At 41.0% G+C, this 26,840-nt stretch carries 19 protein-coding genes; 10 read left to right on the top strand and 9 right to left on the bottom strand.

Features of this window, described 5'->3' with window-relative positions; all coding sequences use genetic code 11:
- Positions 1 to 67: 67 nt before the first annotated feature.
- From ACOI22_RS04730 to ACOI22_RS04720, 3 genes are read left to right on the top strand one after another with little or no spacing between them, the layout of a single operon-like run.
- Entirely contained in the window at positions 68 to 718 is a 651-nt protein-coding gene (locus tag ACOI22_RS04730; protein ID WP_420670725.1) for a FlgO family outer membrane protein, read from the top strand.
- A gap of 3 nt (positions 719 to 721) precedes the next feature.
- Entirely contained in the window at positions 722 to 1,474 is a 753-nt protein-coding gene (locus ACOI22_RS04725; RefSeq protein WP_420670723.1) for a FlgO family outer membrane protein, read from the top strand.
- Between the two features lies 1 nt (position 1,475).
- Entirely contained in the window at positions 1,476 to 2,231 is a 756-nt protein-coding gene (locus ACOI22_RS04720) for a FlgO family outer membrane protein (RefSeq protein WP_420670721.1), read from the top strand.
- 33 nt (positions 2,232 to 2,264) lie between these two features.
- On the opposite strand, the gene mnmC is transcribed toward ACOI22_RS04720, so the two are convergent.
- Positions 2,265 to 4,385 carry a bifunctional tRNA (5-methylaminomethyl-2-thiouridine)(34)-methyltransferase MnmD/FAD-dependent 5-carboxymethylaminomethyl-2-thiouridine(34) oxidoreductase MnmC gene (gene mnmC, locus ACOI22_RS04715; protein ID WP_420670719.1) on the bottom strand — a complete coding sequence of 707 codons (2,121 nt, stop codon included), beginning with the start codon at positions 4,383 to 4,385 and terminating at the stop codon, positions 2,265 to 2,267.
- Between the two features lie 195 nt (positions 4,386 to 4,580).
- Between mnmC and fabB the strand changes: the two genes are divergently transcribed.
- From fabB to ACOI22_RS04690, 5 genes are all read left to right on the top strand, one after another.
- Complete coding sequence (fabB, locus tag ACOI22_RS04710; RefSeq protein ID WP_420670716.1) at positions 4,581 to 5,795, top strand: beta-ketoacyl-ACP synthase I; 1,215 nt, start codon at positions 4,581 to 4,583, stop codon at positions 5,793 to 5,795.
- 97 nt (positions 5,796 to 5,892) lie between these two features.
- Complete coding sequence (locus ACOI22_RS04705) at positions 5,893 to 6,642, top strand: class II aldolase/adducin family protein (protein WP_420670714.1); 750 nt, start codon at positions 5,893 to 5,895, stop codon at positions 6,640 to 6,642.
- Between the two features lie 34 nt (positions 6,643 to 6,676).
- Positions 6,677 to 7,882 carry a 4-phosphoerythronate dehydrogenase gene (locus ACOI22_RS04700; RefSeq protein WP_420670712.1) on the top strand — a complete coding sequence of 402 codons (1,206 nt, stop codon included), beginning with the start codon at positions 6,677 to 6,679 and terminating at the stop codon, positions 7,880 to 7,882.
- Between the two features lie 17 nt (positions 7,883 to 7,899).
- Positions 7,900 to 8,916, top strand: a complete 1,017-nt coding sequence (locus tag ACOI22_RS04695) for an aspartate-semialdehyde dehydrogenase (protein ID WP_420670710.1) — start codon at positions 7,900 to 7,902, stop codon at positions 8,914 to 8,916.
- 84 nt (positions 8,917 to 9,000) lie between these two features.
- Positions 9,001 to 12,357, top strand: coding sequence for a FimV/HubP family polar landmark protein (locus tag ACOI22_RS04690; RefSeq protein WP_420670708.1), 3,357 nt, complete (start codon positions 9,001 to 9,003; stop codon positions 12,355 to 12,357).
- 82 nt (positions 12,358 to 12,439) lie between these two features.
- Here the strand turns inward: ACOI22_RS04690 and ACOI22_RS04685 are convergent, their stop codons facing one another.
- The 7 genes from ACOI22_RS04685 to ACOI22_RS04655 all read right to left on the bottom strand — a co-directional run bounded on the left by ACOI22_RS04685 (position 12,440) and on the right by ACOI22_RS04655 (position 20,103).
- Complete coding sequence (locus tag ACOI22_RS04685) at positions 12,440 to 12,796, bottom strand: outer membrane protein assembly factor BamE (RefSeq protein ID WP_420670706.1); 357 nt, start codon at positions 12,794 to 12,796, stop codon at positions 12,440 to 12,442.
- Between the two features lie 76 nt (positions 12,797 to 12,872).
- Positions 12,873 to 14,546: a DNA repair protein RecN gene (gene recN, locus ACOI22_RS04680; protein ID WP_420670704.1), complete on the bottom strand. Its 1,674-nt coding sequence runs from the start codon at positions 14,544 to 14,546 to the stop codon at positions 12,873 to 12,875.
- A gap of 141 nt (positions 14,547 to 14,687) precedes the next feature.
- Positions 14,688 to 15,563 (bottom strand): NAD(+) kinase, encoded by an 876-nt coding sequence (nadK, locus tag ACOI22_RS04675; RefSeq protein ID WP_420672315.1) that lies wholly within the window; start codon positions 15,561 to 15,563, stop codon positions 14,688 to 14,690.
- Positions 15,564 to 15,653: 90 nt separating this feature from the next.
- Positions 15,654 to 16,442, bottom strand: a complete 789-nt coding sequence (locus ACOI22_RS04670) for a 3-hydroxybutyrate dehydrogenase (RefSeq protein ID WP_420670702.1) — start codon at positions 16,440 to 16,442, stop codon at positions 15,654 to 15,656.
- Positions 16,443 to 16,476: 34 nt separating this feature from the next.
- Positions 16,477 to 17,496, bottom strand: coding sequence for a polyhydroxybutyrate depolymerase (locus ACOI22_RS04665; RefSeq protein ID WP_420670700.1), 1,020 nt, complete (start codon positions 17,494 to 17,496; stop codon positions 16,477 to 16,479).
- A gap of 13 nt (positions 17,497 to 17,509) precedes the next feature.
- A complete protein-coding gene (locus ACOI22_RS04660) occupies positions 17,510 to 18,793 on the bottom strand; it encodes an E22 family MetX-like putative esterase (protein WP_420670698.1) in 1,284 nt (427 codons plus the stop codon).
- 14 nt (positions 18,794 to 18,807) lie between these two features.
- On the bottom strand, positions 18,808 to 20,103 hold the full coding sequence (locus ACOI22_RS04655; RefSeq protein WP_420670696.1) for a GntP family permease: 1,296 nt from the start codon (positions 20,101 to 20,103) through the stop codon (positions 18,808 to 18,810).
- Between the two features lie 265 nt (positions 20,104 to 20,368).
- Between ACOI22_RS04655 and ACOI22_RS04650 the strand changes: the two genes are divergently transcribed.
- Both ACOI22_RS04650 and ACOI22_RS04645 read left to right on the top strand, forming a co-directional pair.
- Positions 20,369 to 22,684 carry a TonB-dependent receptor gene (locus ACOI22_RS04650; RefSeq protein ID WP_420670694.1) on the top strand — a complete coding sequence of 772 codons (2,316 nt, stop codon included), beginning with the start codon at positions 20,369 to 20,371 and terminating at the stop codon, positions 22,682 to 22,684.
- Between the two features lie 97 nt (positions 22,685 to 22,781).
- The gene (locus ACOI22_RS04645; protein ID WP_420670692.1) at positions 22,782 to 23,411 is read left to right on the top strand and encodes a response regulator; all 630 of its coding nucleotides are present in this window, start codon (positions 22,782 to 22,784) and stop codon (positions 23,409 to 23,411) included.
- A 29-nt stretch (positions 23,412 to 23,440) separates the two neighbouring features.
- Here the strand turns inward: ACOI22_RS04645 and ACOI22_RS04640 are convergent, their stop codons facing one another.
- On the bottom strand, positions 23,441 to 26,764 hold the full coding sequence (locus ACOI22_RS04640; RefSeq protein ID WP_420670690.1) for a PAS domain-containing hybrid sensor histidine kinase/response regulator: 3,324 nt from the start codon (positions 26,762 to 26,764) through the stop codon (positions 23,441 to 23,443).
- Positions 26,765 to 26,840 lie beyond the last annotated feature (76 nt).

Genomic DNA, 26,840 nt, shown 5'->3' with positions numbered 1-26,840 from the left:
GATTTTGCTTAAGTGAGAGTAATTCACTCACTCTGCTGTAAGGCAGCCCTTAAAAAGGCGAAGCGAAATGAAAAATACTCTACACCGCGCAGGCATAATACTCATGTGTTTTGTTTGCGTCTTGCTAATAAGCAGTATTAGCGGCTGTGCCAATTTGTTGTCGCAATTCACACACAACGAAGCCCCCATTAAAAATACCGCACTAGGTCAATCTGAGCAATATACTGCCATGCTTGCTGAGGCATTATTCTCAACGCTCACTACTGATCGTCAGTATCGTTATGCTGTTGCAGGGTTTGTGCCCGTTACCAGTATGCGCACTGACCTATCAGAGCAGGGCCCTTTAATGTTACTTGGCCATCAATTAGAGCAAGGGCTTATTACCGAAGCTGTTAAGCGAGGCCTTGTAGCACAAGACTTTAAAGCAAGTAATTCACTCATAATGAACGATAGCTCTGATAGAGCACTGTCGCGAGACTTAAACCATTTATCAGCGCTTCAATCTATTGATTATTACATTACTGGGACTATTACCGAGCAGCAAAATGGTGCCATGGTAAACGCAAGAATCATTAATGTTAGAAACAAAGATGTGGTTGCAGCTGCCACTCGATTCTTCCCAGCTGACTTGTTTTACACCAATGAACAGGTCAGTTTGAGAAATGGACAATTGTATCGCGCTGAGAAGCTCGAACACGCCGTATATACGCAGGAGTAAGCAATGAAAATATTAACTAGTCTAAGCATTATTGTGCTGTTAAGTGGATGCAGTTCTTTGCCGTCAATAGAGCAATTATTTGCCGCAGATGATGAAGGTGAGCAAGGGCTTGAATTAAATGAAGTGGAACGAGCTGTGCAATCTGACGAAAGTAATGTAGCTGATGCGACCAATCAGTATGACAGCAAAGTAGATGCATTCGGTTCAATGAACAAACCAGCCATGATGTCAAAATCTTCTGGCGCATACAAAGCTATGCCGCTAACCAAACATGTGGGGGATTATGTAAGAAACATGGCGCAAGATTTGGTCGCTAATATGGAATACGTAACTGAAAGAACGCCTGTGGCAGTCACCCACTTTTCGTTAATTGATAGTGACCTAAAAGCCACAAATTTATTAGGTCAACAAATGGCAGAGTCTTTTGTGCATGAGTTTCATAAGTTCAGAATGCCTGTTGTTGAGTTTAAATCTACTCAGTATATAACCGTAACAGAATCTGGTGACTTTGTATTATCTCGAGACTTTCTTGATTTAAAAAATGCTACGCCAATACAGTATGTACTTACCGGCACTATGACTAAACATCAAGGTGGCTACTTGGTTAATGCCAGAATGCTAGGTATGCAGTCAAATGTAGTTGTGGCTAGCGCGCAAAGCTTTATTCCTTATTATATTGCAGACGCACTACTGCCAAGCGGATCTTCTAAGCAAAATGAAATAGTAGATGGCGTTAGACTAATTCAAGGGGATTAAGATGCGAAACTATAAAACCGTGTTTAAAGCAGCGTGCTTAATAACTAGTTTATCGATGTTAGGAGCATGCAGTGCAAGTAAGATGTTTATGGCAGGGTATACCCCCCCGCAAACTATTGCTGATTTACTTAATGAGCAATATGCTTTAGCAGGTGAATTACCCCCTGAAATAAACCCAGACAGCAGAGGCAGTGCCCCTATCTCTATAGACGCTGATGCCAATATAAGTAATGAAGCAAACCACGATAACTACTATGCACTTGAAGCGCCCGTTCAACGCTTTAATCCTAGATTTACTTATAAAAGCGTGCAAGATTATGCGGCGCAATTAGCTATGCGTTTAGTTAAAAATGGCAATGGTTTAAACGGTAGCGCGAAAATAGGTATTTCTTCTTTCGTTAAGTTAGACACAAGCCTTCAAAATACTACCATTTTAGGTAATCAATTAGCCGAATATTCAATTTCTGAAATTCAGCAATTTGGCTTAAATGTTATTGATTTTAAATTAATGCCTGCCTTAGAAGTAAGCAATAATGGGGATATTGCCTTTTCTAGAAACGTAATACAGTTAGCGAATAAACAAATTATGAATCATGTGCTATCGGGTACTATGATTGAAAGGCAAGATGGCATATTCGTTAATGCCCGTATTATTGCGCTTGGCAGCAACCGTGTAGTTTCCTCAGCATCTATACTTATTCCTAGCTTTGTAGCCCAAAGCACTCAACCCAATTATGTTTCTTACGCTTCGGAATAAGGCGATATTGGCAACAGTGTATGATTGATTGCCTTACTCGCTTTTTACCAATGGCTCGCGGCGTATAAGAGAGCGGACTATAAAGCGATTAGGACTTAATGCATCCAGTAAATCGCTGGGTAAGGGTAAGGGCCTGCCTAGCATTTCACTGACCAATATTTCAGCCATAAGCGGCGCCGTTGTTAAGCCTCTTGAGCCTAAACCACTTAATACATACACATTTTTATCAATACTAGGTACGCAGTAATGATGCACGGGAAGGGCTTTGTACAAGTCTTTAAGTTCATGCAATTGCAGTTTGTTAGGCACCGCTCCCACCACCGGAATATGATCAGGACTTGAGCAACGTATACCTGCTCGCGCTGAATTGCTAGGCGCTGAAGCTAAAGACGTCAATTCATGTGCCCAATTTGTTTGTTGCAAACTTTGCGCATGCAGGGCAAAATTTTGCTGCGTTTCTTCTTCGCGCACTTCGCACGAAGTATCTTCTTTAACATATGTGGAACCCAAAGCATGCAAGCCGTTTAAGGCAGGGCTTAAGTATCCTTTATGGCATAGTAGTGTGTTGAGTTTGGAAAGGGTACCTGTGCTTTTCACCCATTCTACTTGGCCACGGGTGACTCTAAGAGGCACCAAAGGGGCTAGCAATGGTTGGCTACCACTGCCTGCACAAATAACCAGTGAAGCAGCTTGTTTCTCACTTTCACCATGTGCGTTTTGAAGGCGCAGTGTTACACCTGAGAAGCCGTGGTTATTACCTGTAGTTGAACTATGAACGGCGTAATCAAGCAATTGCGTATTTGATGTTAAGGCAAAATTTTTATATTGCTTAGCGGTGTTAATGCATGCATTAACTAAACTGACAGGTGAAATCCAACCCGCCAGTGGCATAAATAAACAAGGGTAGGGAATGTCTACTTTAGCTTTTTCGCTGGCTTGTTCAGGCGAAAGTGGATGAGCAATCGATTCCGGCCATAGTTGCTTATTCGCTAACTTGTCGAGCCTTATTTTGGTATTATCATTAAAGCCCAATTGCAATGCGCCGCACCAGCTATGTTCAAACGGAGAGATTAAATTAAGCTCATCGTAAAAACGTTTGGCATATAAGAAGCTGGTAAGTTGAATACGACTAGCAATATTATTCTGTGCATTTAACTGGGGATAAAATCCCCCTATCAATGCCCCTGAGGCTGCATCAGCGGGTAAATCACCTGACCAAATTAGTTCTACCTCATATCCTAATTGTACTAATTTTAGTGCGCTTATTGCCCCTGCGAGTCCGTTTCCTACCACGCAAATAGGCATTGGTGACTTATTTGATGAAGCTGTAACTGAAGCCCCAACAAGGCCTTGCATCGCAAAGCGGGAAAAGTAGGGTGCATGAGCATAGTTTGTTTGGTTTAGCGATTGTTTATCAGTGCTGAAATCACCCACTATCATTTCTCGCTTACGACCAAACCCTTTTTGCTTTCTGATATTAAAACCTGCTTGAACAAGCCCTCGCTTCACAAAACCTGCGGCTGTAAAAGTGGCTAAGGTACAATTTTCTTTACTTAAGAACGCCATAGAATCAAACAAAGATTGAGACCACATTGACGAATTTTTGGATGGTGCGAAGCCGTCTAAAAACCAAGCATCTACTAACTTGTTGTGGGGGCAATATAAAGATGAAAATGCTTCGCTGGCATCGTTGTAATGTATATCTACAGTAATAAACGGGTGAAAATGTATCCTGTGAACACCCTCAACTGATTCTGGATATTGGGCCAACCAATCGCGTTGCCAATTTTCAGGAAAGGCCGGGAATGTAGACATGGTGGCTAAAACGTCAGGCAATTGTGCAAAGGGAATTGGATATTTTTCGGTGGAAATAAAATGTAGGTGCTTTAAAGGGGAGTTTGGATATTGTGCTTTAAAGCGCAAAAATAAGTCAGCTACACAAAAAAAGTTTAATCCGGTACCAAACCCCGTTTCACCTATGCAAAAATGCTCGTATTGAAACGTTCGCCAGCGCGAGAATAAGACATTCCCTTCTAAAAACACATACGAGGTTTCTGCTTGCCCTTCGTTGTTCGAAAAGTAAACATCATCAAATTCGCTTGAGGTGGGTGTTCCTTGTTCGTTGAAGGTTATTTGTGCGGGACTTATTTTCATCTAATGGCTTCTTTTAGTTACGATACGGCTTTGTTATTACAACAAATAACTATTAAACAGGTACAAATTGTGACACATTATACGCATAAGAGCAGACCAGTTATACGAGTAAAACTGGGTAAAATACAGCAACATGATTTATAGCGATAATATCGCTTTACATAAACTAGCTATATTCAACAAAATAGGTGAAAAATGAAACGAGCAGTGATTACTGGTCTAGGAATAGTGTCAAGTATTGGGAATAACGCAGAAGAAGTTACTGCGTCACTCAAAGTTGGCAAATCGGGTATTACATTCTCAGAACAATTTGCTGAAGCAGGGCTTCGAAGTCAAGTATGGGGTGACCTAAAAATTGACTTATCAGAACATATTGACCGTAAAACATTGCGTTTTATGGGAGACGCTGCAGGTTACGCTTATTTATCAATGAAACAAGCTATAGAAGATGCTGGCTTAACAGAAGAGCAGTATTCAAGTGAAGACGTAGGTATTATTGCGGGCTCGGGTGGTGCAAGTTCAGAGAACCAAGTGCTGTCGGCTGATATTATGCGAGAAAAAAGTGTTAAGCGGGTAGGGCCTTATATGGTAACTCGTTGTATGGGCAGCACGGTTTCAGCATGTTTGGCCACGCCGTTTAAAATTAAAGGGATTAATTATTCTATTTCCTCAGCTTGCGCAAGCAGTGCTCACTGTATAGGTAATGCGTGGGAGTTGATTCAATTAGGCAAACAAAAAATGGTATTTGCAGGTGGTGGCGAAGAGCTACATTGGGCATTATCAGGTCAATTTGACGCCATGGGTGCCTTATCTACAAAGTATAATGATGATCCAACTGCCGCTTCACGTACTTACGATGCAAATCGCGATGGGTTTGTAAGCTCAGGCGGTGGTGGTATGGTTGTGGTTGAAGAGCTAGAACATGCGCTAGCGCGCGGTGCCAAAATATACGCTGAATTAGTGGGTTACGGAGCCACGTCAGATGGCCATGATATGGTAGCACCAAGCGGAGAAGGTGCTACACGTTGCATGAAAATGGCCATGAAAGACCTAGATGGGCCAGTTGATTATTTAAATACTCATGGGACTTCTACGCCGGTAGGTGACGTAAAAGAGCTTGAAGCGATACAAGCTTTGTTTGGTGAAAATAGCCCTCCAATTAGTGCAACTAAGTCACTAACAGGCCATGCATTAGGTGCGGCCGGTGTACAAGAAGCGATTTATTCAATACTTATGATGCAAGGTGACTTTATTTCACCATCAATTAATATTGAGCAATTAGATGAAGCAGCCAAAGGTCTTGATATTGTAACAAGTCCGCGAGATGCCAAGCTGAATATTGTTATGTCTAATAGTTTTGGCTTTGGTGGAACGAATGCGAGCTTAGCATTTAAGCGTTACACCAATTAATGTAATTAATGCAAACTATTCACAAAAAAGGTTGGCGAAAGCCAGCCTTTTTTAGTTAAGCTGTAGCGTAATATCTTGTTTGTTGGAGTGGTAAATTATGTCAGTAAAATCAGAAGTTTCGCAGCAAGAGTGGCAAGCCCGCGTCAATTTAGCTGCTTGCTACCGTATGGTGGCACACTATGGATGGGATGATTTAGTGTTCACACATATATCTGCCCGTGTTCCCGGTCCAAAGCACCATTTTCTGATTAACCCTTATGGCTTGTTATTTGAAGAAGTGACAGCTTCAAGCTTAGTAAAAGTCGACTTGCAGGGTAATAAAGTGATGGAATCTGAATACGACATAAACCCTGCGGGTTTTGTTATTCATAGTGCCGTTCACGAAGCCAGGGATGATGCGCAGTGCGTGATGCATTTACATACCACAGCAGGTGTGGCTATATCGGTGCTAGAGCAGGGCCTGCAACCTTACAGCCAACAGTCTTTGTTTCCCCTAAGTGGTTTAAGTTATCATGATTATGAAGGCGTAGCGTTAAATCCCGATGAGAAAAAACGTTTAGTTGCTGATCTTGGCAGTACCAATTTTATGATACTGCGTAATCATGGCCTATTAACCTGTGCAAGTACCATAGATGATACTTTTTTGGGGATGTTTATTTTTCAAAGAGCTTGTGAAATACAAATTCAGGCGCAATCAACGGGTGAACCTTTGCGTCCTATTGATTCAAAAATTTTAATGGGTATTCAAGCGCAGGCATCAGAGGTTACGCGTTCAGCCGGTGGTGCTTTGGCGTGGCCGGGTATTTTGCGTAAACTTGACCGAATGTGCCCTGACTACAAAGAATAGTTGCAAAGCGAAAAAGTAAGGAATCGTTTTAGAAGTGAAAATCTTAGTTGATGCCGCCATGCCTTATTGGCAAGAATACTTTGCTGATTACACTGATGTACAAGCGTTTACTGCAGGAACAATTAACGAATATGAGTTAAGTAAAGTCAATGTTTTGCTTGTGCGCTCCACTACAAAAGTTAATCAGGCTTTGCTTAATAAAATGCCTGAACTTGAATTTGTGGGCACAGCCACCGCGGGTTACGACCATTTTGATATAGAGGCCATTGAAAAACGCGGCATTAAATGGACCGCTGCCGGCGGATGCAATGCTCAAGCTGTTTGCCAATATGTACTTTGCGCTTTGTTGAATTTAGCCTGTGATGATTCGTTTTTACTGAGTGAAAAGCGTATAGCCGTGGTGGGGCATGGCAATGTTGGCAGTAAAGTGGCCGCGTGCTTGCGCAAATGGGGCGCTGATGTACTCATTTACGACCCACCACAACAAAGAGATTTTAAAGAACAGCCTGTATCAACAAACAGTGTTCAATATTGCTCATTCGAAGATGTACTTGCTAGCGATATTATTTGTATTCACAGCCCGTTTAATAGCGATGTGGAGTTTCCCAGTAAACATATGTTCAATAAAAGCGTTTTAGCACGTTTACATGCAAAGCAATACCTTATAAATGCTGGGCGCGGTGAGCTTATTGACAACGCAGCTTTACTTAATATCAAGCAGCAAGATGCATACAATAGCGTTAATTTGGTCCTAGATGTGTGGGAAAATGAACCGAATATAAACAGAGATCTAATTCAATACTGCCGTTATTCGAGTGCTCATATAGCCGGGCATACATTAGAAGGAAAAGCAGCCGGTACAGATATTTTATACAAGAAGCTAAAATATCATTTGAAGCAAGCTGCCAAACTTGACTTAAGTGACTTTCTACCGCCTTTTCACCTTGAGCTCCCTGAGGCCTTGCAAAATCAATTAATGAGTAAGACGTACTTTGATGAGAAAGAAGGGCAATTCATAGTTAAACAGCTTTGTACCTGTATTTATGATATTAAAAATGATGATAGAGTTTTTCGCCGCTACATGGCACAATCAACATCATTTGCTAAATTAAGACAACAATACCCAGTTCGTAGAGAATTCAGTGCGTTAAAGGTGAAAACCTCGCAAAAATCTATTGCTAAGTTATTAGCTGCACTGGGATTTTGTGTTTCTAATAGCAGTTCTTCTTCATCTTATTAAAATTTGGAACACGACATATGTCACAAGCTTTTAACGTTGCTATTTTAGGTGCAACTGGTCTTGTAGGCCAAACAATGCTGGAATTGTTAGCCGAGCGAAAATTTCCTATTGATACTCTATACCCATTGGCAAGCGCGCGTTCTGCGGGCAGTGACGTTGATTTTAAAGGCGAAAAAATTACGGTATTAGATGTAGAAGACTTTGATTGGTCTGAGGTACAAATTGCCTTTTTCTCTGCCGGTGGTTCAGTCTCAGAAAAATATGCCCCAATAGCGGCTGAAGCCGGCTGTATTGTGATTGATAATACCTCCCACTTTAGATACGAACCTGATATTCCGTTGGTTGTGCCAGAGGTAAACCCTCACGCGTTAGCTGATTTTAGAAACCGTAATATTATTGCCAATCCTAATTGCTCCACCATTCAAATGTTGGTTGCCTTGAAACCTATTTATGACGCAGTGGGTATAAGCAGAATCAATGTGTGTACCTACCAGTCAGTTTCCGGCGCAGGTAAAACTGCAATGGAAAGTCTAGCAGGGCAGACCGCCTCACTGCTGAATGCTAAGCCGCTTACTGATAATGCCTTTTCTCGCCAAATTGCATTCAATGTTATTCCACAAATTGATGATTTTATGGATAACGACTACACCAAAGAAGAAATGAAGATGGTGTGGGAAACCCGTAAAATCTTTGCTGATGACAACATATTGGTAAATCCTACAGCAGTGCGCGTGCCAGTATTCTTTGGGCATGCCGAAGCCATTCACATTGAAACTCATCAAGCTTCTGACGCCCAAGAGATTAAAGCTTTATTATCTAATGCGCCAGGTGTTGAATTGTATGAAGAGCGTGAGAAGTTTCCCACGCAGGTAAGTTCGGCTAGTGGCAATGACAGCGTTCATGTAGGCCGAATCCGCAACGATATATCGCATCCCAACGGCATTAATATGTGGGTAGTATCTGATAATATTCGCAAAGGCGCGGCAACTAACAGTGTTCAAATTGCCGAGTTATTAATTCGCGATTATTTGTAATAGTAACAAATTGGCCAAGATGGCCGATATTGATAACGTATAATAAGATTATTTTACTATTTAAAAAGAGTATTAAAGGGTTTAATGAAAGCGCGTATATCTAAAAAAGTACTGAGCAAAGTCTGTATTGTCATATTTATGCTGGCATTTGGCGCCGGTGAAATTACTGCACAACAATTGCAGGGGCCTCGCGATAATGCTCAAGTATATTCTGGTGTGGTATACGGCCCTATAGATCCAAGCGATACTCTATGGCGAATAGCCAGCAGGTACAAGCAGGATACTCGCTTTACTATTTACCAAACCATGATGGCGATTTATGAACTGAACCGCCAAGCGTTTGAAAATGGCAATTTTAACACTATGGTTAATGGAGCCACGCTGCAGCTCCCAAGTGACCGATACATTGCGCGTATTGACCCTGCTCGCGCTCGTGCCAAAGCGGAGCAAGATGACCAAGCATTTGGTCGCAGAAACTCGGTAAGAGATCCCGTTGCAACAGATGGCAATACAGCTTCTGTTGATAATATGAAACCAGAAATCCCGTTAGTAAATAAAGACGACTTATCAAACACACAGGCTCAGCTACAAGGTCAACTCAACTCACTTCGCCAACAGCAGCAAGCCCAATTTGCGGCTTTAAAAGATCAAGTGTCTGCCTCAATTGATTCTGTGCAAATTTTACTAGATGAAAACAAAAAGCTGAATGAGCGCCTAATTCAAATTGATGAAAACAGCACGCAATTAGCCACAACACTTGAAACAGAGCTGCAAACACAAATTGATGAACAAGATGAAAAGCTGCAACAGCTTATTGACATGTTCAAACAAGAAGAAGCGAGACGAATTGAGGCAGAATCAAAATCTGTTCTAGAAATATTATCATCGCCGATCGCATTAATATTAATGACAACCGGATTTACATTACTGGTATTAATTGCTTTAGCAATATTCTTACTTCGTAAACCAGCAAATCAACAGGTAGCACAAGCTGACACAAATAGTAAAAAATCCGAAGACATTGTAGATGATGACTTAGTGATTGGAGAGATTGATGACGTAGACGCTGACTCAAATGATTTAATGGCCGCTTTAGAAAATGATATACAAGAAGATGACATTCTTTCAGATGAACTAGAAGAAGACGAGTCTATTGCTTCATTAAATGATGACAAACTTACTGATAGTCTTGATTTAGATAACAATGATTTACTTGATGCTGTAGAAGAAGATTCTTCTGATAGTGATTTAGACGATATGTTAGTACCTGATACTGACGAAAGTAGTTTTGACGCGCTTGATTTAAGCGATGATATTGATAACACGCCAAGTAACGAAGCCGAGGTAGACTTAAGTGGCATAGATGAGGATCTTAGTGAGCAAGAAAATGAAGGCGAGCCACCAGCAGGCATTGACCTTGATGAAAATGGCGATATTGATGACACTACCTTAGAGCAAATAGAACAAAAAATTGTTGAAAAAGACGCAAAACTCAATGAACTCGCTGATGAATTAATTGATGAGCTAGATGCAATGAAAGAGGAGCCTGAAAGCTTTGATGAAGATAGTGATGAAGCTAAGAGCGTTGAAGGCGAAGAAATAAATGAACTGACTGATGAGTTACTTGCGGAACTTGGTCTTGATGAAGAAGAAACCGATGAAAAAGCCGATGATGAAATAGTATCAGCAGATGAACTTGATAAACTATTAGAAGAATCTGCAGCACAGGTTACTGATGAAGAAGTCCCTGAAACAGCAGAAGATGAAACAGTTGCGGCTGATGAACTAGATCAATTATTAGAAGAGTCTGCGGCACAAGTTTCAGAGGATAACGCTGATAATAAAGCTGATGATGAAACGGTTGCGGCAGATGAATTAGATAAATTGTTAGAAGAGTCTGCGGCAGACGTTGCTGATGAGATTGGTGCTGACGATAATATTGAAGAAGATCTAGCAGCAGAAAGTCTAGATGATGAAATTGAGCAGTTATTGTCAGTAGATGACGGCGAAGATGACGGCGAAGATTTGGACGCGCTTGATGGCGATGATATTATCAACTTGACGGATGAAAATGTTCTAGAAGATGAATTACCCGACGAAGAGGTAGCCGCACTAGCTGAAGAGTTATTGCAAGAGTTAGAGGCTGGCGGGCAAAACATAGGCACTACTGACATTGAAGAGTTGGATAAAAAAACTGCCTCAGCCGATGACATAGATAGAAAAACCGACGAGTTAACTGACGATCTAGGTGATGATTTTAGTGATAGTTTAGAAGAACTTCAAAGCGATGAGCTAAACGAATTGGTAGTAGACTCTGATGACTTATTAGACGATATTCCAAGCTTCACATCCGATTTATCGTTAGATGATGAAGAGCCCGCTGATGAACTTGAAAAGGAAATAAGTGCTCAAAAAGACGATAAAAAGCTTGCTGACAATGAAGTAAAAAACCAGAATATTGATGAGCCAGAGCCAGAGCCAGAGCCAGAGCCAGAGCCAGAGCCAGAGCCAGAGCCAGAGCCAGAGCCAGAGCCAGAGCCAGAGCCAGAGCCAGAGCCAGAGCCAGAGCCAGAGCCAGAGCCAGAGCTCAAAGAAAATGTGGCAAGTGCTGAGGATGACTTTGATAAAGATATAGATTTAAACGAAGCACCCGATACTGAGCAAGATGTATTGTCAGCTCTACCCGATTTAGATGGCTGGTTAGATGATGACGACGCAATTGATGACAATGAAAATGCTCAGATGCCAGAAAGTCCTAGTGTCGATAATAGCGAAACAGCCTCAAAAGAGCAGGATCAGGACACCCAACAAGAGCCCCAGGAAACAAAAGCAAAGGATGAGTCAGACCTTAGCGCACTAGAGTTAGATGATGACTTTAGTAGTGAGTTGTCATTAGGCGATGATGATGATTTGATGGCTGGCTTAGATGACTTGGATTTTGATGACCTGCTAAACGACCTTGCAAGTGATGAGGATTTTCTTGCTACCAACGATGATAGCAATACAGCACAAGAGAAAGAAGACAACGAGGTAGCGCCTAAGTCAGAATCAAAAGCTTCTGCTGACCCATTAGAGCAGGCCGGTCTTGATTTAGATGCTCTAATGTCAGATGAAGCTGCTTCAGAAGAAATTGACGGGGATGACTTCCTTGATGTTGATGACTTATTGCGTGAAAGTGAAGGCATGCCCGAAATGTCTGATAGTGATTTAGAGTTTAACTTAGAAAACTCCCTAGATAATTTGGTACCCAATAGACCAGATGCAGGCGGGCTTGACGATTCAGTTGATTCTAATCAAGCTAGTAATTTAGATTTAGCGCAGGTATATATTGATATGGAAGATTTTGATGCAGCGCGTGAATTACTAGAAGAGGTTATTCAGCAAGGCAGTAAAGAGCAACAAAGCGAAGCGGTATCGCTAATGGAATCAATGGCCAAGTAGCTTGAGATATAAATTATTGTACGCCTAGATGTGTTCTTTATTACAAACATCTAAGCGTACGAGTTAAATAAATTTGAGCGAATTAAGAATCTAACGGAGTATCGAACTCTTCTGGGCGCTCAAAGTCACCCTCTAAGGCGCTCAATTTGTCGTCTTTGAAGCGTAAAACTAATTCTTTTCTAACGTCTTCACCGCGCTTTTTCATGCCGCGCTTCATGTCGTAAACGTAGTACCATGTATTAGTATCAAAGCTGTCTTCTACCACCGCGTTACCTAATACAAATCGAACTTGCTCTTTGCTCATTTGTACGCGTAATTTATCCACGTCTTTTTGCTCCAAAAAGTTGCCTTGAGGAACATCTATTCTATAAATCCAATCACTACATGCTGTAGTAAATATACATACAGAGAAAATGACTGCTAAGTGTATTGATTTCATGTTTTACCTTTATTATTTTTTCGCACGCATCCTAACCTACCTTCGTAAGACCATTCAAGTTAAAAATGGTTCTGTATTATAGTTTAAGTAAGTCGCGAGCGTTAGCAATAGCGGTATCCGTTAATGCATCGCCTGCTAATAATCGGGCTATTTCATTGATTCGTTCTTCTTTGGTTAATTTTAACAAAGTCGTTTCAGTTGATTTACCATCAGTTACTTTACTTACAAACAACTGATTATGTGCCTGTGCCGCCACTTGGGGTAAGTGCGTTACACACAATACTTGTGCATTCGTGCCTAACTTTCTAAGCAATTTACCAATAAGCGCAGCGGTAGGGCCACTTATACCTGTATCAACTTCATCAAACACCATAGTCGGAATAGGGTTATCTTTAGATCCGATAACCTGTAGTGCTAATCCTATACGTGACAATTCACCACCTGAAACCACTTTTTCCATCACTTCGCAGGCTTGCCCAGGATTTACTGACAAATAAATACTCACTACGTCATTTCCTAATAGCATAGGCGCGGCGTTGTCATCGTGGTTAACTCTAACATCAACTATAGCGTGAGGTAAGTTCATTTCTCGTATAGAGTGTTGTATGTCTGTAGAGAGCGTTTTAGCCGCTTTTTTTCGTGATTTGTATAAGCTTTCCGCCGCCTTTTTATATAACTCGAGCTGCTCACTTACTTTTGTTTGTAATTCGAGTAAACTATCTTCATCTTGCGTTAGCGAGGTATACTCATCCGATAAGGATATATGTGCTTCATACAAGTTTTCAGGTTGTACCTGATGCTTTCTGGCAAGTTCTAAGCATTTGCCATAACGCGCTTCCATTTCTTGCAATTGTTCAGGATCTGCCTCAACACTTGATTGATAGTGACTCAGTTCGCTGCACGCGTCTTCAGCTTGTATTAACGCACTTTGTAACGATTCCATGATGCCATTTACAGCTTCATCATATTGCGCTACGTTTGAAATAGACTTTATTGACTGTTTTAACAAGCTAATCGCACTTTCATTTTCAGAATATTGCAAGGTGTGCAAAGCAGATTCAGTATTGCTAATTAGCTCTTGTGTGTTGTTGAGCTTTTTGAAGTTTTGCTCAAGTTCTACAAATTCATTTTCACCTAAGCTAAATTCGTCTAATTCTTGAACTTGATACGCAAGAAGTTGAGAACGATCAAGACGTTGTTGCTGTTTATCTTTTAATTCTTGTAAGCTGCGCATTGAGTGCTTATAGGTAGAATAGCTTTGCGCTGTTTTTTCTAGCAAACCTTGGTGCTGAGCATATTGATCTAGTAATGTGCGCTGGTTTTCTGGCTTTAAAAATTGATAATGAGCATGCTGGCCATGAATTAACGCTAAGGTTTTACCCAGAGTTTTAAGTTGGCTCAAGTTAACCGGTATACCGTTAACAAATGCTTTTGAGCGTCCTTCAGGGCTTATAACCCTGCGAATAAAACACTCATGAGGATTATCATCTTGTTGTAATTCATTTTCGCTTAAAAATGTTTGTGCGCTGCTAACTTTAGAGATATCGAAATGCGCCACAACTTCGGCTTTGTCTACATTTTCTCGCACCATGTTTGACTCAGCCCTATCACCTAAACACAAGCCTAAGGCGTCAAGAGCAATTGATTTCCCCGCGCCGGTTTCACCAGTTACGGCTGTAAGACCAAGGCCAAGAGCTAAATCAACTTTTTTCACAATAGCTAAATTTTTTATGGCGATATGAACCAGCATGTCAGCACCTTTCAAAATAGAATGAATACATGTATAAGCTTCGTATTATTGCGGCTGCGTATTTAAAGAGGCAGCTTAAGACTACGCTTATAATTTATACTGGTAATATATACAGTGTTTAGTGTTGTGTAAAGATGCGTTTTAAAATAATTTACTACCCCAGTTTAATTTAGTACGCAACACATTAAAGTAGGAATATTCAGGAGGGTGGACCAATGAGAGCTTATTGGGGCTTTTTTTGATTAGCACTTCATCACCCGGTGCTAAACTTATTACCACATGGCTATCACAACTTATTTGCACATTGTCGGCGTTTCGGTCTGATATTTTTATGCGAATGTTTGAGTTTGCGTCTACTACAATAGGGCGGCTACTTAGTGCATGCGGAAACATAGGAACAAGGGTTACGGCGTCTAAGTGTGGCACCAGAATCGGGCCTCCACCTGACAACGAATAAGCAGTAGATCCTGTAGGGGTCGCTATTATTAAGCCATCAGAGCGTTGGCTAAACACAAAGGAATTACCCACATATAACTCAAACTCCATCATGTGTGCAACTTTGCTATGATGCAGAACAACTTCATTTACCGCAACGTGGGTGCTTTGTAGCTTATTATTGCTATGTACCTGCGCTTCTAGCAAAAAGCGTTCTTCGCGTTGGATATTTTCTTTAAAAATATGATCAAGTTGGCGAGTAATATCCTCTGGGTTTATATCTGTTAGAAACCCTAAGTTGCCTCGGTTAACACCTACCACATCAACATTAAAACCAGCAAGCACACGAGCGGCGCCCAACATGTATCCATCACCGCCAACTACCACGGCAAGTTCAGCTTGAACACCTATTTCCTGCATAGAGCAAACCGTCATATCATGGCGGTCTAACGAAGAGTGTAAGCGCTCTTCAATTAAAATAGTGCAACCGCGTAAAGTCAACTCGTCAATTAATACATTTAAGCTTGCATGAGTAGCACTGTGGCTAGGTTTTCCAATTAATCCAACGGTTTTATAACGCATCGACATACTATGATAGTTTTCAGTGACCTACAAAGGTAAACGGAAGCATAAGGTACATGCAAGCTTAATTTCAATAAACCCCCAATTTTTCTAGCGCGCTGTCCACCCCCCATCTAATACAATATTTTGCGCTGTGATGTTTTTCGCAGTGTCGGCCATTAAGAATGCCGCGCTTGCCGCTAACTCTTCTACTTCAATAAAGGCCTTTTTCGGCATGGGCTGTAAGAATATTTTTTCTACAACTTCCTCTTCAGTCATATCATTTTCTTGAGCCTGTGCGCCTATTTGTTTTTCAACCAAGGGGGTTTTAACATAAGCGGGGCATAAGTTATTTATTGTGATGTTGGCATCGCCTGTTTCTAAAGCAATGGTTTTAGCAAATCCTACCAAACCGTGTTTTGCAGCTACATAGGCTGATTTATAAGGTGAGGCAATCACTGAATGAATAGAGCCCACGTTAATAATGCGCCCGTAATTGTTTGCTCTCATACGGGGCAGTAATGCTTTTGTTAATAAAGCAGGGCCTGTCAACATAACATCAATGAGTAAGCGAAATTTATCTGCAGGAAAATCTTCTATTTTACTCACGTGCTGAATACCGGCGTTGTTAATTAATACATCAATATGTAAATCCCCTAAGCTTGCTGGCAGGGTATTAATCGCGGCTGTGTCAGTCACATTGAGCAATATAGCGTGGCTATTTATTCCCATGCTGGTGAAATTGTTGGCCGCTTGTTTTGCGGCTTCTATGTTTATGTCAGCCACTACAATGCAATGGCCTTGCTTACCCAAATACTCGCCTATACCGTAGCCTATACCGCTTGCTCCCCCTGTGATAAGAACAGTTTTAGAGCCTAAGTGATGTTCATGCACATTCATATTTTTGTCTCTTTCATTGGTGGCTAATCGAAGTTTAATTTTTTGCAAATTGCTCAGCAGCGTTTTGCATCATGCTAAACACCGCTTTTATTTGCTTACCTTGCTTAGTGGCATAATTTTCATTGGTATAACCCCACCAATCCCAGCAAGATTGCGGGTTCATAGGAGCTACACTCGATTTTTTTATTTGCGGATATATAACTATTATATTGTTACTCACCGCCCATTCATTAAAACCCGCTAACTTTGCAAAACTATCGCCTACGTTGTCTATTGATTGATTACAGCCGTGAAAGCTTATGTGAATAGTGCAATTTTCGCCTAACGCGCATGTGTTTGGAATAAATGCAAAGCCTGTTTCATTCATGCCAGCACCGCTGATGTCACTTAATTCAGCTTGTTTAAATTCAACGAGTTTACCTTGCTCGTAGGTATCTTTGCTGCTAATAGCAGGCTGTAAATTGGGGTAAATAAAATTAAGGATTTCCCCTGCGGCATCAAAATTACAGTCTCCAATAAAAGGAGGGCTTGATATTTTACAATCTCCTCCATTTTGTAGGGTAGGGAAAACATGGGCAAAGTTTTTGTCAGTAAGGTACTTAAGGTTTTCCTGAGGTATCCATTTAGCGTACTGAGTATAAAGTGCATCGGTAACTGGGCGCACAATTCGCGTATCTAATTTACCATGCAAAAGCCACACTTTATCATCTGCAAAGCTACTTAGAGGTGCAATTAACCGTTCTTTTTGAGCTTGATTGAAGTAACTAAAAGGATCACTAGGCGTATCGGCCATTTTATTAATGCAAGCGTTTAAGGCCGTCATTATTGAATTTTGAGCGCAATAATAAGGGCCTGCCGACACAATGCCGGCACCCACTAAAGTTTCGCTATGTGATAAATGAAATTGCGTTGCCATATAGCCGCCTGATGACAAGCCTGACACACTGCTTTGTGATAAATTAATATTCAGTGGCTGTGCGTGAACATTGGGCACGAATAAAGCACTTAAGCAAAGCGCACTAAATACCCTATTTATTTTTATACAATAACTCATTAATAATATCCCTTTATTCATTTAAAAATGCACGAATGGTGCTAGCGTGACTAACGATACCGGCTACCCCCTCTAAATGCCCCATATTGGCTCGACGTGGATCACCATTCAAGTATTCTAGTGTCACCTCTTTATTTTGACTTTCCAAGCCTTCTGCTATTTTTACAGCATGGTAGGGCATAAGCAGTTGATCAGTACTAGATGGTAGAAGAAGAACCTTTGCCTTTATAGCGTTTAGACCTTCTTGCAGGCTCCCTTGCATGCCTGTGGTAAAAAGCTGATTAGCGCGCACTAAATACAACAGGTGATTTGCATCCATTTTGTTTGCACGCAAAGCGGCACGTTCTAACAACCATGTAACCATACTTGGCTTTGCCATAATATCTTCAAGTGGCGCGGTTTCGTTAGCTTTATGTCCTATTTGCTTACCCACATCATTGAAAAATTCCGGATGTAAGGCTGATTGCGTAATTAAGGCTAAAGATTGAATAAGCCCGGCATTGGGCCATTGAAATTTCGGCTTGCTATAGTAATTTCCACCGTCAAAATTCGGGTCTAGCGTAATGGGGGCAACCCATTGCTCAAGTAAAGTGGTATTCCATGCATCTGCGCCACCTGAGCCTATAACTGAAATTAAGCGCTCAACCCAATTTGGATAAGCGCTCGCCCATTCAATTGCCTGCATTGACCCCATGGAAGGCCCTGCTACTGCGTAAAGCTTTTCAATGTCTAAACTTTCTAATACTGACTTTTGCACGTTTACGAAGTCACGCATGGTGACTACAGGAAAACTCAAACCATACGGTTTACCGGTAGCAGGGTTAATACTTGATGGGCCTGTTGTAATTACATTTTCATCAAAGGCACTAATATTCACTAATGAGTCAACGCTAATTACAAAAAATTTATTTGTATCAATGGCCTTATTGGGGCCAATTATGGCGTCCCAATATCCAAATTCGGCATCGCTTTCGTTATATTTGCCTGCTGCATGAGAATTCCCGGTGAAGTAATGGGTAATTAGTATTACATTATTTTTCGCGGCATTTAATTTTCCATAGCTTTCCCAACCCACTTGTACAGGGCTAATAGTTTTTCCGCCATAGGTTTCAAAGGTATCAATAATATGAGTTTGCTTGGTGGTTAGCATTGGGCTGTTGGTTCCTAAACCTAAAATAGTGCGTGGCGATCTTGTTTCATCTTCAGTATTTGAATGTATAATATTTGTACTGCTACATCCATATACTACAAGTAATATAAAGCAAATACTTAAAAAATTATTTTGGTGTTTTAGCATAATTATTACTTACCTTATAAAATAATAAATAAGGCAATTGCTAAGCAAAGACCTAATAACGGAACAACCACAGTAAGCGCGGCCATGGGGCCGTACGCGGCTTTGTGAGTTTCGTGGCAAATAGCACGAATAGTGGTTACTACATAGCCATTATGTGGTAATGAATCAAGCGCGCCAGATGATATAGATACTATGCGATGGAGTTGTTCTGGATTTACCCCTTGATCTAAATAATGAGGAGCTACCTCAGGAAGTGCAATAACTTGTCCGCCGGAAGCACTGCCCGTTAAGCCAGCAATAACACTCACCGCAATAGCAGCACCTATCAATTCATTGCCAGGTATTTGCGTCATTAAATCGACGGTTTGCGCAAAGGCTTCGGTATTTTTAGCTATTGCACCAAAACCTACTACAGCAGCCGTGTTACCTATTGCATTTAACGCTCCTAAGGTGCCTGTATTAATGGCTTCCCCCATGTCTTGAAAATATCGATAATTTATAAGCATTAAAGTAAGAACACCGCCACCAAGCGCAGCAATTAATGCATATTGTGAATATTTATCATGTAATAAAAATGAAACCACAAGCACCACTAACAAGGGTATAAATCCAGTGTAAGCGGGCGGATATTTACGCACCTTTTTAACCGGATCTATAGCTAAGGCATGAAAGCTTTCCCCATTTGCCACTGCATTTTTCACCATTCGTGACAACCACCAATAGCCGAAACTAGCCATAAAACAGGCAACCACTAAACTAACTTCCCATGCCGCAAAAGGAGATGTGCCCAAGTATTGAATGGGTATCCAATTTTGAATTTCAGGTGAGCCTGCTGATGTCATAGTGAAGGTTACAGAGCCAAATGCCATAGTGGCAGGAATAAACCGCCTTGGTAAATTGGCATCTTTAAACAAGCTTAGCGCCATAGGGTAAACCGAGAAGGCAACCACAAACAACGACACCCCGCCATAGGTTAAAATGGCGCAAGCTGCTATTACCGCGATTACAGCGCGTTTGTATCCTAGCTTAGCAATAATGGCTTGAGCCAAGGCATCGGCAGCGCCGGTGTCTTCCATAAATTTGCCAAATATAGCACCCAACAAAAACATAAAGAACCATGAAGCCACGAAGCCAGAAAAGCCTGACATATATGTTGTTACAAAGTTAGCATCACCTGTAAAAACAGAAATACCGTTTGTTATTGCCACCAGTAAAGCGCAAAGCGGTGCCGCTATAAATAAATTAACACCGCGTATAGTAAGGACTATGAGCAGCAGCAAACCGCCGATTAATCCAATTAAACTTAACATAATATTTTCCTAAGCTGATAAATCGCAAAGTGCGTTTTGTATTCTGTGACCGCAGACCGCCAGGAAAGGCTAGTGTGATTGATGAGTCAGTTTTTTCCCATAGTACGATGGTACTAGATATTTTTACTTAATTTTCACTTAAATTTAACATTGACCGCGCAGTTGTGTAGCTCAAATGCAGTGAAAATAAGAAGCTTTATTGCACAAAAGCCAACAATTAATCCGCCAAATATTAATTATACAAAGAAAACTTTTGGGGAAGACAATGAACGTAAAATCACATGTTTCAACATTACCACGGCTTAAGCTAAGTGGCGTGGCAAGTGCTCTTGCATTAGTACTTGCGGGTATAGCCGTGCCGGCATATGCACAAAGTAACGAACAAAGCACAGAACAAAACGAGGCCAAATTAGAACGCATAGAAGTAACTGCACGGCGAACCGTAGAATCCCTACAGGAAGTGCCAGTAGCTGTTACCTCTATAAGTGAAGCAGATTTAACTGCTAACGGTATTTCGGTGCTTACCGAAATTCAACAGTATTCACCCAATACCACTTTACAAACTAGCCGCGGCACAAACAGTACCTTAACTGCGTTTGTGCGTGGCATAGGCCAGCAAGATCCCTTGTGGGGCTATGAGCCAGGTGTGGGTATTTATATAGATGATGTTTACATGGCTCGTCCACAAGGTGCTGTTCTTGATTTACTCGATGTGCAACGTATTGAAGTATTGCGTGGACCTCAAGGTACCTTATATGGCAAAAACACCATAGGAGGAGCGGTTAAATATGTGACTAAAGAAATGACCGGTGATATGACATTTACTGCACAAGGCACTGTAGGCAGTTATTCTCAACGTGATATTAAACTTACAGGCCAGCTTCCCATTATTGAAGACAAGTTATATCTTGGTGTAGGGTTCGCTGATTTGAGCCGCGATGGTTTTGGTGAGTTTTTACAATCGGCTATCCCTAATCAGGATTTAGAAAATTACAATAAGGACTTATGGGCAGCTAGAGTAAATGTAGAATATAAGCCAAGTGATGATTGGTTAATTAAATTTGCATGGGATAAAACACAAGACGACTCAAATGCAAAAGGGGGGTACCGCTTCTTGCCTAGTATTCTTACTAACGCCCCTGTTCCTGACAGCGTGTATGATTCATATACCAGTTTGCCTACGACAAATGAGGTTGAGCTTGAAGGAATGAGTCTGGTGGTGCGTTATGATGTATCTGATAACTTATCGCTTAAGTATGTCGCGTCAGATCGTGAAAGCTATTCACCTACAAATATTGATTTTGACAATACTGCCGTTGATATTTTTGATGTTCCAGCTGAGTACGTAGATGAAAACACTACCCATGAAATTCAAGCTAACTATTCGGGTGACGGCTACAGCATAGTGGGCGGCTTGTATTATTATGATGGTGAATCATGCGGCAATTTTGATGCTGTTTTAGGCGTACTAGGACGTAGTATTGGTGTGCCAGGTTTGTCACGTGAAGTCACGGGCTGTAATAACTCGCAAAGTACCGCTTTATATACCCAAGGCTCGTTTGATGTAAGCGATAAGCTATCGCTAACTTTAGGCGCTCGTTTCACTGATGAGAAGAAAACAGCAATGGTAAACAACGGTTTATATTTTGACAATGTTTATCCAAGTAGTGGATGGGTACCTGGTTACGTGCGACCTGACGGTGATTTAGTGGGAACCGTATTAGGCAGTGATTCTGATGGTGATGGCGTACTAGATGACGCCAAATCCCAGAGTTGGAGCCGATTTACGCCTCGTATTGGCCTTGAATACCAAATGAGCCGCGACACCATGATGTATGCATCATATGGTCAAGGCTTTAAATCAGGTACATTTAATCCTAGAGCCGAATCTAACGAAGAGGGTGTAAGTCCAGAAGTAGTGGATTCATTTGAACTTGGTTTGAAAAAAGACTGGTCTAGCAACTTTAGAAGTAACCTCACTTTATTTAGCTATAAGCATAAAGACAGACAATACATAGGTGTGGGTGATGCGGGTGATGGTACGGTACTTAATCAAACCCTACAAAATGCGGCAGAAACCGAAGGTAACGGAATAGAGGCCGAATTAAGCTATGTGGCTACCGATAATTTGAGCTTCGATGTTTCGTATGGCTATTTAGATTTTAAAATTATAAAAAATGATGTGATTCCACCATTGATTGGGCTATCAAACAGCCCTGAAAATACCTTTAACTTCGCAGCGAATTACTTACTTGAAACCGACATCGGAATGTTTATCCTTAATGCTAATTATTACTACCGTGATGACTACTTACTATTTGAAACGTCTGAGTTATTAGCGCAAGACGCTTACGGAATGGTTAATGCTAGCGTGATGTGGGAAAGTAACGAGGGTGATTGGTACGCTAGTTTACATGTTAAGAACCTAACTGATGAAGAATACCTAGTGGGTGGATATAACTTTGTAGGTGCACCTGATGGAAACGGTAGTTTTGCGCCAGGTCTGGGCGGTGATACCACTCTAATTGGTTACTATGGCGATCCACGTACCGTTCATTTAACCTTAGGGTATCGATTCTAAGCGAATAGTGGCCCAAGAGTCTTAGTAAAAGACGGCTTCAGTTGTGCTAATATAACTGACCGTCTTTTTCGTTTTACTAAGCAATATGTGGAATATTATGTACAAAGTACTCATTGCTGACGATCATCCTTTATTTAGAAATGCCCTAAATCAAGTACTTTCGGGGCAACTGACCATGCAAGTGGCAGAGTCTAAAGATTTTGCATCTACTATTGCCTTCTTAGAGGCCGACCCCGATATTGACTTAGTCTTCTTAGATTTGAATATGCCGGGCAATAATGGCTTAGCAAGTATAAGTGCCATTCGTGTTCAATTTCCAAATACACTTATTATTGTTGTATCAGCAGAAGAGCAAGAAAGTGTTATTACCAAGTGTGTACAACTAGGTGCAAGTGCGTTTATTCCAAAGTCGCTAGATTTGAACGAGATGTGTGAGGCGGTTAATCATGTACTAGAAGGGCAGCAGTGGTTGCCTAAAGATATTCAGTTAAACCCAAATGCAAGTAACGAAAATGCATCAATTGAAAAACTAGAACAGCTCACTCCTCATCAACTAAAAGTCCTTGTACTGATTGCCGACGGCCTTTTAAATAAGCAAATTGCTTATGAACTCAGTATTTCAGAGTCAACTGTAAAACAACACGCTTCAGCAGTACTTAAAAAGCTAGGGGTGTATAATCGCACGCAAGCGGGCATTATTTACCAGCAAGCTATACATATTGACTAAATCACTAACTTGGTCGCTACACTAATTTGTTAGAACATTACCCGCTGTATCAAGCGTTTTAAAGCAGCCTGTTTAATTGGTTTGGGTAAGTAGCGCATATTATTCTCTGATGCCAGGGCCTGAATATGCTCACTTCTATCTGCACTACTTAATATGACGGGGATATCCTGGCTATGCTGTTTTCTTATCTCAAGCGCCACTGCAACACCGGTATCTGAATTATTTAAATGATAATCAGCAATAATTAAGTCAAATCTTTGTTCGTTCATTGTATTTTGAGTAGCGGAAGCTTTGTCTTGCGCAGTCGTCACTTTAGCTCCCCACGAAGTTAACAAACTGACTAGGGCTTCACTCACTGCTTCATCATTTTCAAGCACCAAAACATTGCGGTTTTGACAAGGCATAGAAGCGCCTTGCTCAGCTAGTATTTTAGGCTTAGCTTGAACTTGAGCAGAAGCCACTCTAGGTAGGCAAATACTAAATACCGACCCTTTATTTATAATTGATTGCAAATGTAGGGGTAAGTTTAATAAGGCACTTGTGCGTTCTACAATCGTTAAACCAAGCCCTAAGCCAGGGTGTTCATCATTGGGATGAACACGCGTAAACTCTTTAAATATTTGTTTTTGATAGGCCAGCTCAATACCCGGGCCTGTATCAGCTATAATTACTTCACATTGCATGTTCGCGCGCCTGCGAACCCCTAGCAATATTCGCCCTGTTTTAGTATAGCGTAGCGCATTAGACAGTAAGTTTTGAATAATTCGCGTGAGCAAACGGCGGTCGGTATTTACCCAAATTGAACAAGGTACATAGTGAAAACTAAGCTTGTCGTGATTTACCATATATTGATATTCACAGCTTAACGAGTGTAACAGTTCGCCCAAATTAAATGCCTGCAGATTGGGCTTAACCTGATTGTTCTCCAGCTTAGTAATTTCAACTAACATACTTAGCAAAGCTTCAGCGTTATCAAGTGCACAGATCAAATTTTCTGTAAGGGATTGGCTTTTGATTATTTGCGTTTGTTCATTACTTGGCTTGCTAAGCAAGTCTTTAAGCATAGATGCAAATAAAGTAGCTGCATTTAAAGGTTGCATTAAGTCATGGCTGGTTGCCGCCAAAAATTTAGTTTTGCTTATATTGGCTTTTTCGGCTTGTACTTTTGCTGATTCTAATTCACCGGTGCGCATTAACACGCGCTCTTCTAAGACTTCTTTACTTTGCTGTAAGGCCTTTTGGATTTCAATATATTCAGTGATATCAGAATAACAAGTAATATATCCTCCCGCGGGGAGAGGATGGCCTGAAATTTCTATCATCTTACCAAACACGCTAGGCCTTACCACTTTGTAGGTAAGGCCAATAAGCATTTTATGCATGCGCTTTTGAATATGGTGGTGTTGCTCGTTTTTTTCTCCTAATAATCCCCGTTGTGCGTTGTATTTAAGAATTTCAAGAATAGGGGTGCCTACTTTTAAATATCCTTCAGGGTAGGCAAACAATTCCTCATATAAATGATTCCAGGCAACTAGTTTTAAGTCGGCGTCAATAACACTTATTCCCAGCGGGAGGTGCGTAATTGATGCTTGTAGAATCTCCCTATTAAATTGAAAGTCTTTACCCGCTTGAACAAGCAAGTCCGACATATTTTCATCATTATGGAGTGTTTTATCGGAAATAGCGCTTAGCAAAATACGTGTACTTGCGCTACCCAAATGCGCTGAAAGTAAATTTTGAGCCCGGTGTATTACACTTTGAGGGGCTTTATAGTTTTGATATTCGTCTATGAAGTCTGTTTGTTGCTTAAATTCTATGCTTATTTCTGGCGGTAGAAGCTTGTCAGTTAAATTTACGAGTTGATGGTAATCAATATAGAAATCATAATTTTGCTTGCGCTGATAGAGATCTTGTCGTCTTGGATTGTTAATAAGCAAGGACAAAGCAACAATAACTAAGGAATTTACAGTAAGCGATATAAACAAAACATCGGCTATCTCGTATGGACTAAGCCGCATATCTTCATTGTTAATTGATACTATGGCAGGAGTGAGCATACCAAATAAAATAATGCATATGCCGAATGTTAAGCCAAGTATAGCGCCAAATTTATGCGACTTGGACCAATAAATACCCAATATAATGGCGGGGAAAGTTTGAGCGAGCAGCGAAATAGCTATTGTACCTGTTTCTACAAGTGTGGCGTTTGCACTTATGTAGACATGATACCAATAGGCAATAAAGAGCATCACTAGAATAGTTATCTGGCGAATTCTCAATACTTGGGTTGCTGATAACTTGCGAGCTTGATCGCCTTTTTGGCCCAAGGTGAATAATAAAGGAGATAGCACACTGTTGGCCATCATATTACCTAGTGCGAGTGTTGCCATAATTACCATACTACTAGAGGCCGCCAAGCCGCCAATAAATCCGATAATTGATATAATGTACTGCTGACCCGATATGGGTATGGCTAATACAAATGTATCAGAGGTGAAGGTACTTGTAGGGAATATAATACTGCCCGCTAGTGCGATAGGTAGAATAAAGAGTGACATGCCGGCCAAATAACTAGGAAACAACCATCGAGCGGTTTGAAGTTCGTCATCTGTTCTGTTCTCAACGAAGTTAACGTGAAACTGGCGAGGAAGACAAAGCATAGAACAAACGCCAAGTACTACGTGACTTAGATAAATCCAATATGCAAAAGGTTTATCTATCATTTCCCGAGCCTTAGGTGAGGCTAAACTTTGCTCGAATAAATCAACGAATCCATCAAACACGTCGTAAACGGCATATATGCCAATAATACTTAGGGCTATAAGCTTTATGATAGATTGGGTGGCGATGGTTAGCATTAAACCTTTATTTTGCTCTAGTAAGTTCATACGCCTAGCGCCAAACCAAATTGCAAAAATAGCCATCCCAAGAGCAACAAACAAGCTTATTGATAATGAGGCTTGCTGAGTATCATTCACTAATAAATTAATTGCCGATGAAATAGCATCGAGTTGAAGAGCAATGTAAGGAATAACGCCCACAAAACAAACAAGCGAAACAATGACGGCTAGCGCATTCGAATGCTGGTAGTGCAAACTCACAAATTCAGCTATGGACGCTATTTTATATTGCTTACATACATAATTGATCCGCTTGATAAGAGCGAAGCCGAAAACCATAAACAGTATAATGCCCAAATAGGTAGGGACTAAGGCCCATCCAAACTGGCTAGCTTGCGTGGAAGTGCCAAAAAATGCCCATGATGTACAATGAATACCGAGCGCCAGTGAATATACGCCGGTGGGCAGTTTTTTAAGCCTATTTCCTAGGGAAGCAACCAGAAACAAAAACACAAGGTAGCACACCGTAATTAACAACAGCGTCCAAATTGAAAACATCTCATTTTTCTCGTAATAGATTTAACATCTA

Source organism: Glaciecola sp. 2405UD65-10 (genome assembly GCF_048820975.1).
Lineage (GTDB): Bacteria > Pseudomonadota > Gammaproteobacteria > Enterobacterales > Alteromonadaceae > Glaciecola.
Note: the sequence above shows the minus strand (reverse complement) of the source record. Positions and strands in the feature narration are given on the sequence as shown.